Source organism: Zobellia galactanivorans (genome assembly GCF_000973105.1).
Taxonomy (GTDB): Bacteria; Bacteroidota; Bacteroidia; order Flavobacteriales; family Flavobacteriaceae; genus Zobellia; species Zobellia galactanivorans.
The window spans coordinates 3,656,504-3,672,631 of the sequence record NC_015844.1 but is presented as its reverse complement, the minus strand read 5'-3'; the positions used below and the strand labels follow the sequence as shown (position 1 = coordinate 3,672,631).

Here is a 16,128-nt window from a genome sequence, read left to right as displayed (position 1 = left end):
ATGTTCTTTTCTATATCAAGGGTCTCAATACTTCTTCAATATAAACACCATCTTGCATGGTAATGCCGTCGGGATCGGTGATAGCAGCATCACATTCATCTTCTACGATGATCCACCCTTCAAAATCGGTTTCCTTTAAATACGATGTTATTCCCTTAAAATCAATAATACCATCGCCCATTGCCGCCCATTTGCCATTGTCGTACATATCTTTATAATGCACACAATTGACCAACTCGCGATATTGCTTTATAATGGGCAAGGGATCCATGCCTCCTTTGGCCATGTGCCCTACATCAGGCGTATATTTAATGACCCTACTATCCAAACCGTTCAATAAGATTTTGTAATCTTCTTCGGTTCTATAGATCGAGCCCATGGGAGAATTGGGGTGATATGAACATACCACACCTTCGCCTGCCGCCCTGGTGGCGATTTCGTTCACACAGGTCAACAGGTTTTGTTGACGTTCTTTTAAGTGCTCTCGATCTTGCCCCGGCATTTGCACCAATAGAAGAATAGCTTCGGGAAAATGCTTCATAAACTCGATCCATTGATCCGCATTCTTTCTTTCGGCATCCGTCTCTTTCGGATTACGCCAATCTTCCACATGGCAAAGCACCGACAATTCAATATTATTCCTGTCCAAGGCCTCCTTAAAGACTTTTGGATCGGTAAAGCCGTTCATAAAACCGGTATCGGGTTCAATGCCTTTGAATCCGGCCTTAGAAGTTACCTCTATTATATGCTCTAATTTATTTTTATACGTTTCCCCGGACATTGCCCAAGTATAGGTCTCACAACCAATTTTTATTTTTGACATCGTTATTTTTTTATTAGGGTTGAATTTGCCGTCACCTCGAATAGGGATACAAAATATATGTACCTATTCCATTGCAAGGCTCGACTTAATAGTTGGCTTTTAACCAATTCAAAACTCTTGGATTAAAATCATCCAATTTTTCCCAATGGAAAGCATGCCCTGCATTGTCGTACAGATGCAGTTCGCTATCAGGGATACCTTCGGCCACCTCACGCACCATCCATTCAGGAACGAACATATCTTGCTTGCCCCCGATTACGAGGGAAGGCGACTTAATTTGCGGCAGCTGATCCACCACATTGTGGCTTATACAGGCTTCCGCTTGGGCCTCCAAACCGTGCAAGGGCTGTTGAATGGCTTCTAAGGCCGCTCCTTTTTGCCCTTCCAACAAGCCCTCATATTCGGCGTCATTATCAAAGGTGGCTTTGTCAAAAATGAGCAACTGCATAAAATGGGCAAATTGCTCAGGCCTCAAATGGGCCTTTATGTGAGTTATATGTCTAAAAATAGCTTCTCCTTTTCTATCGCAACTGGCCCAAGGACACATGGCCACCATGGCAGACACCTTTTCAGGATGCCTAATGGCCATCTGCAAGGCAATCGCCCCGCCCATAGATACGCCAACCACTGCGGCATTCGGTATTTTCAAGGCGTCTAAAAGTGCTGCGCTATCATCGGCCATCTGGGCCGTTGTATAGGGACCTTCCGGTTTATCGGACAAGCCCACCCCGCGGTTATCGAAAATGATACAGCGGTATTCTTTTTCCCAATACGAAACATGTTTTTCCCACACGGAACATGGGGCGGTAATACCCATAATCAACAACAATGGTTTTCCCTTACCTCTTATTTCGTAGTATAATTGTATTCCGTTAACCGTAACAAATGACATCATGATTCTCCTTCTTTTGTTAGTTAACTCCATCCGTGTAATTCCCGCACCTTGATCAAGGTCGCCAGAATATCGTTCCAGGTCTGTTGCTTCATCATCACATCGTTATCGAACATACAACCGTCCCAACAAATATGCTTGAAAGCCTTGGTCAATTCGCCGTTACCGTCACGTAACCAATAGCCGGCGTCGTTGGCAACATCCAGTTTTCCGTTGGGATCCGTAGCCAAGCAGTGGCGTCCGGTCTTATCGTGCGATCCCGTTCCGTGAACGGTTCCATCATTTTGGGCCACGTGAAAATCAATGGTCCAAGGCCTTAGGGCGTCGGTAACCGTTTTTAGTCCGGCTTCCAAGGTTTTTCGGTCGGACCAGTCGAAGTCTTGAGGTAGAATTCGATCTTCAGGGGCATTGTAGCCCAACAAATACAAAAGGGTATGCGACATATCGGCCTGAAATCCGATATTGGGTCGATCAACGGCCTCCAAGGTTTCCACCATCGCTTTCCAGCTGTGCATTCCTCCCCAGCAAATTTCGCCTTCGGCAGCCAATTTTTCATCATAATCGGCAGCCACATCACAGGCCTCACGGAATGTTTTGGCTATCAATTTGGTATTGTTCACGGGGTCTTTGGCCCATTCTTCGGGACTAGAAGCCGAATCTATGCGAATTACCCCATATTGTCTTACGCCGTGTTCACGGAAAATTTTACCGAAATGACATGCGCGCTGTACCATAGCTACAAAAGTCTTGCGGTCATCATCGGAACCCAAAGTAGGGCCTCCCCAAATAGGGGCCACGAGCGTACCGATGTTCAGACCATGGCCCGCTACCTTGTCGGCCAAGCGTTTGATGTCATCGTCAGAACTATGAATATCAACGTGCGGATCAAAGAGTCCGATATCTATACCGTCGAACTTTATACCGTTCACTTCAGCCTTGGCCGTCATTTCAAGCATTTTATCAAGGGAAATGGGAGGCTCTGAATCAGGGCCTTTACCCACGATACCGGGCCATGAGGCATTGTGGATTTTTGGAAAAGCGTTGTCTTTCATACTTCTGTACTTTTAAATTAAACGTATCTATTTTTTGATTTCGAGTGCATCTTATTAAACGTAAAAAATACACTTGCTCTAAAATACGGTTTATTTATAATTTAAGGTCAGGATTTTTAGGTCCAAAGTGTTTTAACATGACAATTGGGTCGGTTTTGCTGTGATTTACAATAGTTACACCTGTTTTTGCCGCTTTTTCAGTAACAAAATATTCATCGTGTGTCAATTGTCCGTAGCGGATCAGCGATGGTGTTTCAATATCCCATACGCCCATCTTGCCATGCCCTTGCATCATGATCATTCCGTAACATGCGCTATCCTTGATCGTAACCGTTTGACCTGGCAAGACCGTCAATTCTTTGGCACTAAAGGCCTCGGAGCGATAACAGATCCATTTATCGACATAGCCTTCCGCTTCCATTTCTTCAAGTGGCTTTACGGGAACAGGTCTCATAAAACGGGTTTCCAACATATTCGGATCCGTGTTCAACTCCCAATCTATAACTTCCATCAACTGGTCATAATCGCCCATTCTATCTTTTGGCGTTCCGTTCCACAATAGCTCTTCTGGAATAATAGCCTCGTTTACCAAAGATTGGTACATGGCAAAAACATCGGAAGCCTTTTGCGGCTCGTAAGTACACATGCTTCCCGGTGCATGGAGCATTCCTGGTGGCACATCCCATCCTGTTCCGGGCTCTAACCTAAAAGCCGACGAAAAATTGGTGATCTTATTGTCCCCTTTAGAAAAATTCATCAAACATTCCTTTATTTCTTCCTTGGTCGTCCCCGGCGTTATACCGAAGAAGGTATACGGAAAGTCCCCGCCATGGTTGTTTACTTGAGGTGGAAAATAATAGGCTTCAGGCTTTCCTTTTTGTCCGATTTTCGCGGCATGTTCATCGTTGTGATGAATGTGATGCGGCAAGGGGCCCATATTGTCAAAAAACTTGGAATACATAGGCCAGCTCTCATACTCGTTCCACAAGCGATCACCTATAATCTCTCCCTTTAACTCATCAACTACATCTTTGAGAAGAATCTGTACTTCCTTTCCGCCATCTTCGAGAACAACTTGGCTAAGGCCTTCGTTCTTACCCGTCAAGGGACCGTTCTCCGCAGGGGTCGTAGAAGAAAACCAACGTTCATCGATCCCGCCTCGTTCACCTCCTAAGACGTAGTAATCGTCTGGGTGCAATTTTATTCTTCTACCAGGAACACAGAAAGACCGCGGTACCCATGTCGGCGCCAATCGTAAAATTCCCTGTCCTTGTTCCAATGCCTTTTCAGCTAATGAATTTGCCATATTGTTCAATGTTTATTTTATAAAAAGGATGTTATAAATGATTCTATTTTTTCGGGCGCCAGCACTTCCAATTCCAGTGTATAGCTCCTGCTTTCATTCGGCGATAAAAAAATCAGGCTCCCTTCTTCCCTAGCCCTTTTCTGGCCTATGGGCGGATTTGTAGCCGGTTCCAGAGCGGTCACGTATTCGTTCTTTCCCCAGTGCTGCCAATTGATCAACCAGGGCAGTTGTTCTTTAGGAAAGCGAAGTGCCACGGCCAAACCTAACTTTTTGTTATAGATACCACAATTGGCATTTCCGGAAGCATCGGATTCTACATCGATAAAGGCCACGTCTTCCCCCGTACCCGAATGTGCTTCCATGGGAGCCGGGCATTTGCGGAAGTTTATTCCGTCTTTAAATATTTTTCCTTCAGCATCAGGGGTAGGCGATTGCCAATCTCCCTTCCATAACAAATCCGTTCCTTCGTCTATCAGGGGCCAACCAAAATTCACATGGTACAAAATCATATGTGGCACTTTTTGGTTCCCGCGGTTTATGACCTCATCGTGAATACTGATCTTTGCTTCGCCCAATTGGCCCGAAATGGTTCGTTTCAACTCCAATGACGGACCAAATACTTGGGTTTCTCTAATTATACCGGTAATGCTCATTTCCATTTTTCCGGCAGCCGGATCGGGTTGGACGATCGATATAATCTCGGCAGGCGTATTACTGATCAGGCCGTGCAGTCCCCTAGCCCCATACCCATCTTCCTCCGGTCCGCCCACATGCGATAATCCGCATGTAGTTAGAAGTCCCCCTCCAAAATTGCGGATCCACCCCATTCCCTTATCGGAAAAACGCTCGGGCGGAACAACGCCGGTATGGCTTAGCCAAGCCAAGCTATGCTCTTTGTAAAAGGCATCGGCAATGTCCATTCCGCGGTCAATTACGAGCTTGTACCGAAGTCCGGTTCCCGTATTGATCCATGCAATACGGCTACCACGTCCCAATCCATTATCGAGCACAGAGGTTTCAATACCTCCAATTTGGGCGGTATTGCCTATTTTATCCTTGCCGTTATGTATAAAATCGAGAGCTGACATTGCTGCTTTATGTTTGTTAATACTTGCTATAATTCTTTAAGGAATATATTCTTGTAGGCCACTTTCATCGGCGGGCCAACATGCACCTGCATACCCAAATAGCCCGACATCTTACGATTGACGGAATCATTATCGGTAACATCACTCATCAGGATGCCGTTTACATAGTGTTGCAACCTATTGCCTTGAACCACTAAACGGACATGATTCCAATCTTCCATCCGTATCTTGGTTTTTAGCGAATCGCTATCACCTAAAGACTCGACCACTTCCCTACTCTGCCAGCAATTTTTTTTTACGTTATCGCGCAAAACCGCTGTATTGTGACCCGTTTGCCCCTTGACCAATACCTTTTCGCCTCGATAGGCCAAAGTGGTTCTTTTTCTTTCTTCGTAATTCTGCCCCGTATACCTGTTCTTACCGTCAATATCGGCCTGATAGCCGCGCAATGCATAAGGTATGGAATCTAAGAGTTCACTTCTATAATTGATACCGCTGTTTCCCGATTCGGTAATCTTTACGTCGAGGCGCAGTTCAAAATCGTCGGCTTGCCCGCCTTGCCATATGACAAAGGTGTTTTTCTTCAGTGGGGTTTCAGGGCTTACCTCTCCGACCAGGTTTCCATCTTCCACCCTCCAATACGTCGGATTTCCTTCCCATCCTTCCAAATCCTTTCCATTGAAAATTTCAACGAAGCCCTCTTCCTTCCTTTCGGTAGTGGCATCACCCGAACCACGCACTTCCTTACATCCGAGCTGACCTATACAAACCGCTGACATTAGGACAACAAAAAGCGTTCGGCTGCCCGAAAAGGAGAAGTATAAGGCCTGCTTCCTTTTTGATATCACGCCCTGAACGGACTTCTTATATTTTACAAGAACTGAATTTTGCATGTCTTTTTCGCACTACGAAATGGCGATTTGTGTATAATTTTTTATTCTTTGGAAAAAATCTCGTTTTTTGCATCCCCACCAGAGATAAGATAGGCCAGTAAATCCTTTACCTCATCATCGCTCAAGCGGTTAATGCTACCCGGTGGCATCAAGGAAACCGTAGACATTTTCATATCGGTCACCTCATTTTTGGGTATACTCCTGATAATTTCGGGCGCATACGGATTTTGGGAAACCTTGTAATCGGCCCCTTCCTCACTGATCAATCTCCCCACAATGGAGTTGCCATCTTTTAAAGAGAAAACGGTTGTATTGTACTGGTCTGAAATCACATCATTAGGATCTATAATGGCCCTTAGGATATCTTCGGGAGAAAATCGGGTTCCGACCTGCGTCAAATCAGGACCTATATTCTGACCTTCGCCGCGCATACTATGACAGGTGATACAATTGGTGGCCAAGAACATATTCCTTCCCGTTTCAAAATTCCTATTATGTAAACCATCGACCAACAAGGGGGCGATGTCTTCTTCTTTCCATCTCTTGCCCGGACCTTTAGGTTGCACGGCACTTGAAGCCAAAGAGTTCCCCGACTTGCTAAGCAAGGAATCCCCGGACATTTGGTTGTAAAACTCCCTTTTACTATCCGCTACATGGGTCAGTGCCTTTTTCCGAGCCTTATCGATAAAACCGATATAGCTACGGCCCGCTTTGAACGAAAAAGCCTTATAAAACCACTTGAAATACTTTTCCCTTAGTTGGGGGTTCCATCCGGTCGTAGCATCCTGAAGCACCAAACCGTAATAGGTATGTTGGGCCAAGGGCATATTTTTCAGCGTTTCGGCTATATCCATTCCGTACTGGGGGTTTCTCAAGATCAAGTCCGCCGCATCGGTGGCCGTATTGGCCATAACGGAGGCATTCTCCCCTTCTTCAGACTCTAGCAACCTCAAGGTTTTGGAAACCACCGAAGGATCATCTACGTACACTAGGGTCTTGCTCAACAACTGGTTCAACACGTCGGTATCGGCCGGGTAATGAGGCGAAAGATACGCACTGATATTTCTTTTGATATCGGCGTTCGGCTTTCCGAAGCGCGACAAGGTAAGCTCAATGGCACGTACCAAATCTACTTGATGCTGCTCAGAAAGACTCACATAATCAATATTGACCAAGGTGTTCAATAAACGATCGCGTTGGCTTGCATCTCCCTGTCTGGCCAAAGCTACCGCACCCTGTATTTTTCGAATCGCATCGGCCTCCTTAAAGACCATTTCCTGCCAAGTGGCAACGGGTTGGTGTTCTACCGCAATACGGGCGGCATATTGAACAAAGCGATCTTTGCTCTTCAGGTAAGGCCAAGCGAAGGCCAAGGCCCCTTCCTTTGCTTCCCCATGGTAGGTTTCCAGCTCTTTACGGATCTTGTTTTCCTTGGTATCTTCCAAAACAATATCCGAAGCATCAATAGATTCCTGGTCTTTATAATAGACGCGATACAGATCCGATTCCAATCGTCTTCCTCCCGTCATAAAATACATGGCACCGTCAGGACCTATGACCCCATCGGTCAGGGGAAGTGGAATTCCCGATAAAAACTCCTCTTTCTTTCCGATGTACGAAGCGCCCTTTTGTTCCATTTCTATCGCGTAGATAATACCGAAGCTCCAATCGAAGGCAAAGACACTGTTTTGATATTTTGAAGGGAATTTGGCACCTTTTCCGTATACGACATTGGTTGGCGAGCCCTGACCTATATTCAGTACCGGAGGTAAATTGTCAGGATAAGCGGCCGACCACTTTCCGTTACCCGTTCGCCATCCAAACTCGGCCCCGCTAGTCACATGGCAGATACGTGTCGGGCGATACCACGGCATACCCAAATCCCATTCCATATCCGAGTCGTAAACGAACATATCCCCTAAGTCATTGAACGCCAAATCGAAGGGATTTCGAAAACCGGAAGCTACCAATTCCCAGCGTTTTCCTTCGGGATCCAGATGGGCTACCCAACCTCCTGGCGCCCCACGGTCATTGGCATGTCCGCGTGGATCCTTTATCTGTGGAAAAAGGTTGTCGTCTTTCCAATTATTCGGAAGGCGGTATCCATCCATTTCCGGCAAATCGGTATGGTTGCCCGCAATCACGTAAAGTGATTTTCCATCAGGGGAAGGCACGATACTATGAGGGCCGTGCTCCCCAGCCCCCTCTAGGGATTTCAAAAGGGTTATTTTATCGTATTGATCATCGTTATCGGTATCTTGTAACCTATAGAGACCGCTGGTCTTTTCAAATGCATCGTCACCCCTATGATTGACCATAACGTACAGACTATTAAAAGCATATAACAAGCCTTGTGCGTAGCCCATCTGTATGATGGAATCGGCCACCTGCTCACCGGTGTGGATCTTCAATTTTTCGATTTCGGGCAAGAGATTATCGGACCCTATCGGTGAGATTTTCATACGGTACAGGGCACCGTATTGGTCTGAAGTAATGAGCCGCCCTTTGTTATCAAAGGTCATGGCCACCCAACTTCCCATACCATTGTCTCCCGGACTATATAAATGCTCCGCGGCGAAACCCGATTGCAATTTTAACTTTGCAATTTTCGGATGTTCAGCACCAAGGGCAACACTAGTCTTCTTCGCATCGGAAGAACACGAGAATGTCAATAGCAAAACACAACAGACGAAAAGAAAAAAGATGTCGGTTTTCAGTGTTTTTACGGTCATATGCTTAGTTTTTGCTCTTAAAAAGAGGATAATCGGCCCTGTGCCGATCCATATCTTCTTCTAAGTTAGTGTAAATGTGCTACGCCTTGGCTTTACCACAGCAATACTACACTTCTACGAGCCTAAAACTAATGAAGCATTTTTTCTTTACTATCCTGTAGTGTACTGCATGGGAGGGATTCGTTTCAATTCGGCCAAAACACAAAAACGAAAGCAGGCCTATACCGATTCCCTATCTATAAAGTTAAAGGGATTCTTGACCTTTCCTTTTTTCTTGTTCAGGATCATCTGGGCGGCAGTTTGCCCCATCATCTTAAAATCGGTAGAAATAACCGTAATACCCAAAAGCTCCTTTAACGGTGTATCATTATATGAGATGACCCCGATATCTTCCCCTAGGGCAAATTCCTTATCGCGAATCTGATTGACGAGATTAACAAGGTCGGTTTCCTCTATGGTAATAAAGAGATCTCCTTTTTTCAGGATGATATCATCATATATTTCGCCTAAAATTTCAAAGGCTATGGAAAACTCGGCGCAAAACTTACGGAAACCGTGAAGAATGCGTCTTGGATAAGGGTGCATTGAACTTTCAGGAAAGACCAGTACAAGTTTTTGGTACTTTTTTATTTTGGGCAGTCCATCTTTTAGGGCATTATAGATATCGTTTTCAAAATCTTGATACACCTCAATACAATTACCCTTTATCTGTAGCTTGTTATTATCCATAATAACGAGCTTGTCATCAGGTATGGTGTTAATGGCCTTGACCGCTTCATCGGTAAAACTCAAGTGCTTTAAATCATCGGTCTTGAAGTGCGGCATGATCACATAGTAATCGTAGGCCCTTATGTTCTTATCCAGTAGGTTCAAAAAGAGCGAATCATCACAGTGGTAAATATGGAGGTCCGTATGGGAATTCGCCCCTATACTATTGATAAACGAATTGTAAATCTGCATCTTGTAGGTACTCAACTTATTGATCAAGAACAAGATGTTGACCTTTGAAATCAATTGGGTCCTGGTAACGTAATAACCCTTCCCGCGAATCGACGAGATTATCTTTCGCTCTTTAAGAATATTGTACGCCTTCTCGACCGTATCCCTTGAAAGCAAATATTCTTCACTAAAACTGTTTATAGAGGGTATTTTCTCGTCTATTTTCAGCTTGCCCGTAGAAATGTTATGGATAATGGAATCGACAATTTGCCTATATTTAGGTATTCTCGATTGTTCGTCTATTTGTATATGTTTAAACATTTCCATTTTAAAGGGACATTATAAAATCTTGGTGAAGTTCAAAAAAAAATATAGAATAAAAGAATTTGATTTTACAAATTGTAAAAGCGCACACCTTACGATCGGTATAAAATAAAAAGCCCCACTACGGTACAGTACAGGATAGAAACACGGTAACACTGTTTTACTTTAGCCTCAACTAAAAAAACATCATAAAAAATGAACGACTCGGTTAGGCAATTCAAATATGTAGATTATCTGTGGGACGATAAAACAGCGGCCCAATTGGGAGACGATCAAGTTGCGCTCTTCTTGTACCGTTCCAATATTCTTGGGGCTGACCTCAGGATTACCAATTATGGCGGAGGAAACACCAGCTGCAAGACCATAGAGAAAGACCCGCTCACCAATGAGGAAGTAGAGGTCATGTGGATCAAGGGTTCGGGAGGAGACATAGGCACCTTGACCAAGGCCGGAATTGCGGGCTTGTACACCGAGCGACTCAGAAACTTAAAAGACGTATACGGCGGCCTTGAGGACGAAGACCGCATGGTAGGCCTTTTCAACCACTGCATCTACGACCTAGATAGCAAGGCCCCTTCCATTGACACGCCCTTGCACGGCTTGCTCCCCTTTAAACATATAGACCACTTGCACCCCGATGCCCTCATTGCAGTGGCTGCGGCAAAAGACAGTGAAAAAGTGACCAAAGAGATTTGGGGAGATACCATGGGCTGGGTTCCTTGGCAAAGGCCCGGTTTCGATCTAGGACTACAATTGGAAAAATGTCTTGCCGACAACCCCGGTATTCGAGGTATCGTTTTAGGAAGCCACGGTCTCTTCACTTGGGGCGATACGTCTTACGAATCGTACATGAACAGTTTGGAGGTCATTGAAATGGCTTCTGCATATATAGAGAAAAAAATACAGGAAAAAGGAAGTGTTTTTGGTGGGCAGAAAATAGGAAGCCTCCCCGAAAAAGAACGGGCCGAAAAAGCCGCCCAGCTCATGCCCTTGCTTCGTGGCCTATGCTCTTCGGAGAATAGGATGATCGGACATTTTAACGATAGCGACGTCGTACTTGAGTTTATCAACAGCAATGACCTAGATCGTTTGGCCCCTATGGGCACTTCTTGTCCCGATCATTTTCTGAGGACAAAAATACAACCCTTGGTCCTTGACATTGACGCCAATGCCGATTTTACCGATACCGATACCGTTCTTAGGCAACTAAAACCTGCCTTTGAGCAGTACAAGAAAGAATACGCCGATTATTACAACACCCATAAAAGGGCCAATAGCCCGGCCATGCGCGATGCCAGTCCGGTTATAATCATCTTACCCGGAGTGGGAATGTTCAGTTTTGCCAAGAACAAACAGACCACACGGGTGGCCAATGAATTTTACGTCAACGCCATAAATGTAATGCGGGGCGCAGAAGCCATAACATCATACACCTCGCTACCTCGACAAGAGGCTTTCGATATTGAATATTGGCTCTTGGAAGAAGCCAAACTACAGCGCATGCCCAAAGAAAAACCGCTATCGAGAAAAGTAGCCTTGGTCACGGGTGCCGGTGGCGGTATAGGCAAGGCCATTGCCGACAAACTTGCCGAAGAAGGCGCCAATGTGGTACTTACCGATATTGCGAAAGATCGCTTACAGGAAGCCCTTAAGACGTACGGTAGGGATACGGCCAGTTATGCCGTCTGCGATGTAACCAAATCCGACTCCATAGAAAATGCCTTTAAAAAAGCCTGCCTTGATTTCGGGGGCGTCGATATTGTGGTACACAGTGCCGGACTCGCCATTTCAAAACCCTTGGAGGAAACCACTGAAAAAGATTGGGACATCCTGCAAAACGTTTTGGTAAAAGGCCAGTTTGAACTCGCCCAAAAAGCGGTAGCGATTATGCGCAAACAAAACCTAGGTGGCGACTTTATAAGTATTGCCAGTAAAAACGGATTGGTTTCAGGGCCCAACAATGTAGCCTACGGCACTTCTAAGGCCGCTCAACAACACATGGCACGCCTCTTGGCCGCCGAGTTGGGCAGTGACCAAATACGTGTAAATACGGTTAACCCCGACGGGGTCATCGTAGGTAGTAAAATATGGGAAGGCGATTGGGCCGAAGGTAGGGCCAAAGCCTATGGAATTAGCGTGGAAGAACTCCCCGCTCATTATGCCAAAAGAAACCTGTTGAACCAAATTATTTATCCGGCGGACATCGCGAATGGGGTATTCGCCCTGGTCGCGGTCTTGAACAAAAGCACTGGAAACATCATCAATGTAGATGGTGGCATGGCCAATGCCTTTGTACGTTAAAAAAGGGGAAACAAAAAATTATTTAGTTTACGATAAAAGCATGAAAGAGGTTACCGCGGTATTCGATATTGGAAAAACGAACAAGAAGTTCTTTCTTTTTGACGACGATTTTCAAGAAGTATATAGGGAATATACCTATTTCGATTTTATTGAAGACGAAGACGGGCACCCTACCGAAGACCTAAAAGCCCTACAAGAATGGTTAAAGGCGGTATTCGAGCGTATTTTGAAATCAAAAAAATACACCATTACCGCCATTAACTTCTCTACCTATGGGGCGAGCTTCGTCCATCTAGACGAAAACGGTGAAGTGTTGACGCCTTTATACAACTATACAAAACCTTATGACCCAAAGTTAATAGATGCCTTCTATGCCAAATACGGTCCGGAAAATACATTCGCCCAAAGTACAGGTTCCTCCAATTCGGGAATGCTGAATTCGGGAATGCAACTGTATTGGCTCAAACATACCAAACCCAAGGTCTATGAAAAAATAGCGGTTTCTTTACACCTTCCCCAATATATCAGTTACATATTTACGGGAATCCCTTTGAGCGAGTACACCAGTATAGGTTGCCATACCGCCTTATGGGACTACAAAAAGAAAGATTACCACGAATGGGTCTATAAAGAAGGTATAAACACCAAATTACCGCCCATTGTTTCCACGGAAACTAGCATCAACATGAACTATAACGGTAAACGCATTAAAATCGGAGTGGGCATTCACGACAGTTCCGCAGCGCTTTTACCCTACGTTCGCAGTATTAAGAAAAAATTCATCTTAGTATCGACAGGGACATGGAGCATTGCCCTTAATCCATTTACCGAAACGCCCCTATCGGAAAACGATGTAGAAAAAGGCTGCATCAACTATATGCGTATTAACGGAAAACCGGTAAAGTCAAATCGTCTTTTCTTAGGAAACGAGTACCGGCTCCAAGTAGAGGAACTGACCAAAAAATTCAATGTAGCCAAAGACTACCATAAAAAAGTAATGTTCGATTATGACACCTTTTTCGACATCATAAAAGATTTTCAGTTTTCCTTTAAATGGTTCAGTATCGAACATAAAAACATGCCAAGCCAAACGAACTATAGCTATGACAGGTTTGAACATGCCTACCACCATTTGATGATAGAATTGGTGCTATTACAAGTGGAGAGCATTAATATCGTGGCCGGCAAGGACACCATAGAAAGATTATATGTCGATGGGGGCTTTAGCGATAATGATATTTACATCAAACTCGTATCGCACTACCTTAGGAACATGGAGCTTCGAACAACGGATTCTTCCCTTGGTTCCGCCTTGGGTGCGGCAATAGCCATTTCCGACACCAAATTGAACTCAAAGTTCCTGAAAAAGAACTATTCCCTAAAAAAACACATTCCTTTTATCCTTAAATAAACAGAACCTATGGCCGCCAAAATCAATTCCGCCTATCCGTCCGTAGATGACCTAAGGACCAAGGCAAAAAAAAGGGTTCCCAAATTCGCTTTTGAATATTTGGATGGAGGTTGTAACGAAGACGTAAGTATTTCACGAAATACCTCCGACATTCGCAAAGTACAACTACAGCCCCGCTACCTCAGAAATTACGGCACAAGTTCAACCAAGACCAAGGTACTGGGCATGGAATTCGATGCGCCTTTTGGTATCGCCCCTGTGGGACTTCAAGGGCTTATGTGGCCCAATTCACCAGAAATCTTGGCCAAAGCGGCATACGCACATAATATTCCCTTCATACTGAGTACCGTCACGACCATGAGTATTGAACGCGCCAGTGAAATAACCGAGGGAAAGGCCTGGTTTCAACTGTATAATCCGGTAGAAGACACACTACGTGACGACATCATCAAAAGGGCCGAAGCCGCGCAGTGCCCCGTTCTTGTATTGTTGTGCGATGTACCTACTTTTGGTTACCGTCCCCGCGACATTCGTAACGGATTGGCCCTCCCTCCCAAGATGTCGTTGACCAACATACTTCAAATTCTAGGCAAACCTACATGGGCCATGAACACCCTCAAGTACGGCCAACCTACATTTGAAACCTTAAAACCATATACTCCGGAAGGCTTAAACCTAAGACAGTTAGGACAGTTCATGGACAAGACCTTTTCCGGTCGGCTCAATGAAGAAAAAATTAAACCGATCCGCGATAAATGGAAGGGAAAACTGGTCTTAAAAGGGGTGGCTTCGGAACAAGACACCCAAGATGCCATACGCATGGGCTTTGATGGCATTATTTTATCCAATCATGGAGGCCGCCAACTCGATGCGGCCGAATCTACGATACACAGTCTTCACGATATCGCACCAAAATACGGTGATCAAATTGAGATCATGATGGACAGCGGTATGCGTTCAGGGCCAGATATTGCCCGCACCATGGCTTCCGGAGCCAAATTTACCTTTATGGGCCGATCCTTCATGTACGGTGTCGGTGCTTTAGGAAACGCTGGTGGCGACCATACCATCACCATGCTCAAAACCCAATTCAAACAAGTCATGGACCAATTGTGCTGTGAACGTGTCGAAGATCTGCCACAACATATTATAAAAAAGCTATAAGTACCAAATCGACGTTATCCGTTGTTAAACTGGGCCCCTCTTGCGAGGGGTTCTTTACTTTTACACCCTAGCCCTACAAAGCAATGGGCCAGAATGCGGACAAAAACATCACTACCCCCAAGCCCACACTATTCTATCCTAAAATCATACATTTGATATTATTTAAGGTAATTTTGTATATTTATCGGAATTTTACTTTGTCAAAAAAGGGAATTTCGAAAATTTGACGGCCCGTTCGAGCTTTTCGAACTGGGGGAATTAACCAAAGAAATAGACTATGAAGTTGACGTACAAACAGACTGAAAAACGACCTGAAAACTCTTTTTTAGCGAGGCAAGACCGACTGCCCTGTATAGAACAAAACTGGCATTTCCATAAAGAACTTGAGCTGATTTACTTTATAAAGAGCAGTGGCACCAGATATGTAGGCAATTCTATAGGAAGTTTTGGCCCCGGGGAACTCTATCTCATTGGAAGCAATGTCCCGCATTTGTTCAAAAACCATAAGGAATACTACCAAGACCAACAGGAAGCGGAAGCCGTCAACCTCATCGTAATCAAGTTTGAATCGAATTTTCTAGGCAGGGAGTTTTTAGAACTCACCGAATCACAAAAACTAAAAAGCCTATTCCAACTTGCCGACCGGGGCATAAAATTCTCAAAGGCAACGACCTACATGGTTCACAATCTGATTACGGGCCTCGTTGGTGACCAAGGCCTATCTAGTGTTGTAGGGCTTCTTAAGGTCCTCGACACCCTATCCATAAGTGAAAATTACAAAACGCTATGCTCAGAAGTCATAGCCAACACCTATAACAATAACGAAAAAGACCGCATGGGCAAGGTCATTACCTTTCTTACCGAAAACTTCGAAAAGAAAATAGAGCTCGAAAAAGTAGCTTCAATAGCACATATGACCCCCAATGCCTTTTGCCGTTACTTCAAAAAGCGCACCCGAAAATCGTTTACCCAGTACTTGAACGAAATACGATTAAGAAACGCCTGTAAACTTTTGATTGAGGGAGAAATGCAAATTTCTACCATTTGCTACCAATCGGGCTTCAATACCCTTACCAACTTCAACCGACAGTTCAAAGCCTTGATGAATATTACCCCAACAGAGTACATGCATAGGTACAACCAGAAAAAAGAAGCGGTATAATTTTACCGGCATATTGTTATAATAGTGCCAATACGAGATAA

Annotated in this window: 12 protein-coding genes; 4 read left to right on the top strand and 8 right to left on the bottom strand. The window is 44.7% G+C overall.

What is annotated here, in order from left to right; all coding sequences use genetic code 11:
- Positions 1-10: 10 nt before the first annotated feature.
- The 8 genes from ZOBGAL_RS14975 to ZOBGAL_RS14940 form a co-directional block, all read right to left on the bottom strand.
- On the bottom strand, positions 11-823 hold the full coding sequence (locus ZOBGAL_RS14975; protein WP_013994503.1) for a sugar phosphate isomerase/epimerase family protein: 813 nt from the start codon (positions 821-823) through the stop codon (positions 11-13).
- An 85-nt stretch (positions 824-908) separates the two neighbouring features.
- On the bottom strand, positions 909-1,718 hold the full coding sequence (locus ZOBGAL_RS14970; protein WP_013994502.1) for an alpha/beta fold hydrolase: 810 nt from the start codon (positions 1,716-1,718) through the stop codon (positions 909-911).
- Between the two features lie 20 nt (positions 1,719-1,738).
- The gene (locus ZOBGAL_RS14965; RefSeq protein ID WP_013994501.1) at positions 1,739-2,767 is read right to left on the bottom strand and encodes a sugar phosphate isomerase/epimerase family protein; all 1,029 of its coding nucleotides are present in this window, start codon (positions 2,765-2,767) and stop codon (positions 1,739-1,741) included.
- 94 nt (positions 2,768-2,861) lie between these two features.
- Complete coding sequence (locus ZOBGAL_RS14960; protein ID WP_013994500.1) at positions 2,862-4,073, bottom strand: class I mannose-6-phosphate isomerase; 1,212 nt, start codon at positions 4,071-4,073, stop codon at positions 2,862-2,864.
- Positions 4,074-4,090: 17 nt separating this feature from the next.
- Positions 4,091-5,161, bottom strand: coding sequence for an aldose 1-epimerase family protein (locus tag ZOBGAL_RS14955; protein WP_013994499.1), 1,071 nt, complete (start codon positions 5,159-5,161; stop codon positions 4,091-4,093).
- Positions 5,162-5,187: 26 nt separating this feature from the next.
- Positions 5,188-6,054: a 3-keto-disaccharide hydrolase gene (locus ZOBGAL_RS14950; protein WP_013994498.1), complete on the bottom strand. Its 867-nt coding sequence runs from the start codon at positions 6,052-6,054 to the stop codon at positions 5,188-5,190.
- A gap of 41 nt (positions 6,055-6,095) precedes the next feature.
- Positions 6,096-8,786 (bottom strand): c-type cytochrome, encoded by a 2,691-nt coding sequence (locus tag ZOBGAL_RS14945; protein ID WP_013994497.1) that lies wholly within the window; start codon positions 8,784-8,786, stop codon positions 6,096-6,098.
- Between the two features lie 219 nt (positions 8,787-9,005).
- Positions 9,006-10,046 (bottom strand): GntR family transcriptional regulator, encoded by a 1,041-nt coding sequence (locus ZOBGAL_RS14940; protein WP_046287963.1) that lies wholly within the window; start codon positions 10,044-10,046, stop codon positions 9,006-9,008.
- Positions 10,047-10,244: 198 nt separating this feature from the next.
- On the opposite strand from ZOBGAL_RS14940, the gene ZOBGAL_RS14935 reads away from it, so the two are divergent.
- The 4 genes from ZOBGAL_RS14935 (at position 10,245) to ZOBGAL_RS14920 (ending at position 16,087) form a co-directional block, all read left to right on the top strand.
- Positions 10,245-12,350, top strand: coding sequence for a bifunctional rhamnulose-1-phosphate aldolase/short-chain dehydrogenase (locus ZOBGAL_RS14935; protein ID WP_013994495.1), 2,106 nt, complete (start codon positions 10,245-10,247; stop codon positions 12,348-12,350).
- A gap of 40 nt (positions 12,351-12,390) precedes the next feature.
- Positions 12,391-13,761: an FGGY-family carbohydrate kinase gene (locus tag ZOBGAL_RS14930; RefSeq protein ID WP_046287962.1), complete on the top strand. Its 1,371-nt coding sequence runs from the start codon at positions 12,391-12,393 to the stop codon at positions 13,759-13,761.
- Positions 13,762-13,770: 9 nt separating this feature from the next.
- Complete coding sequence (locus ZOBGAL_RS14925) at positions 13,771-14,925, top strand: alpha-hydroxy acid oxidase (protein ID WP_013994493.1); 1,155 nt, start codon at positions 13,771-13,773, stop codon at positions 14,923-14,925.
- A gap of 277 nt (positions 14,926-15,202) precedes the next feature.
- Positions 15,203-16,087 (top strand): AraC family transcriptional regulator, encoded by an 885-nt coding sequence (locus ZOBGAL_RS14920; RefSeq protein ID WP_013994492.1) that lies wholly within the window; start codon positions 15,203-15,205, stop codon positions 16,085-16,087.
- Positions 16,088-16,128: the final 41 nt, after the last annotated feature.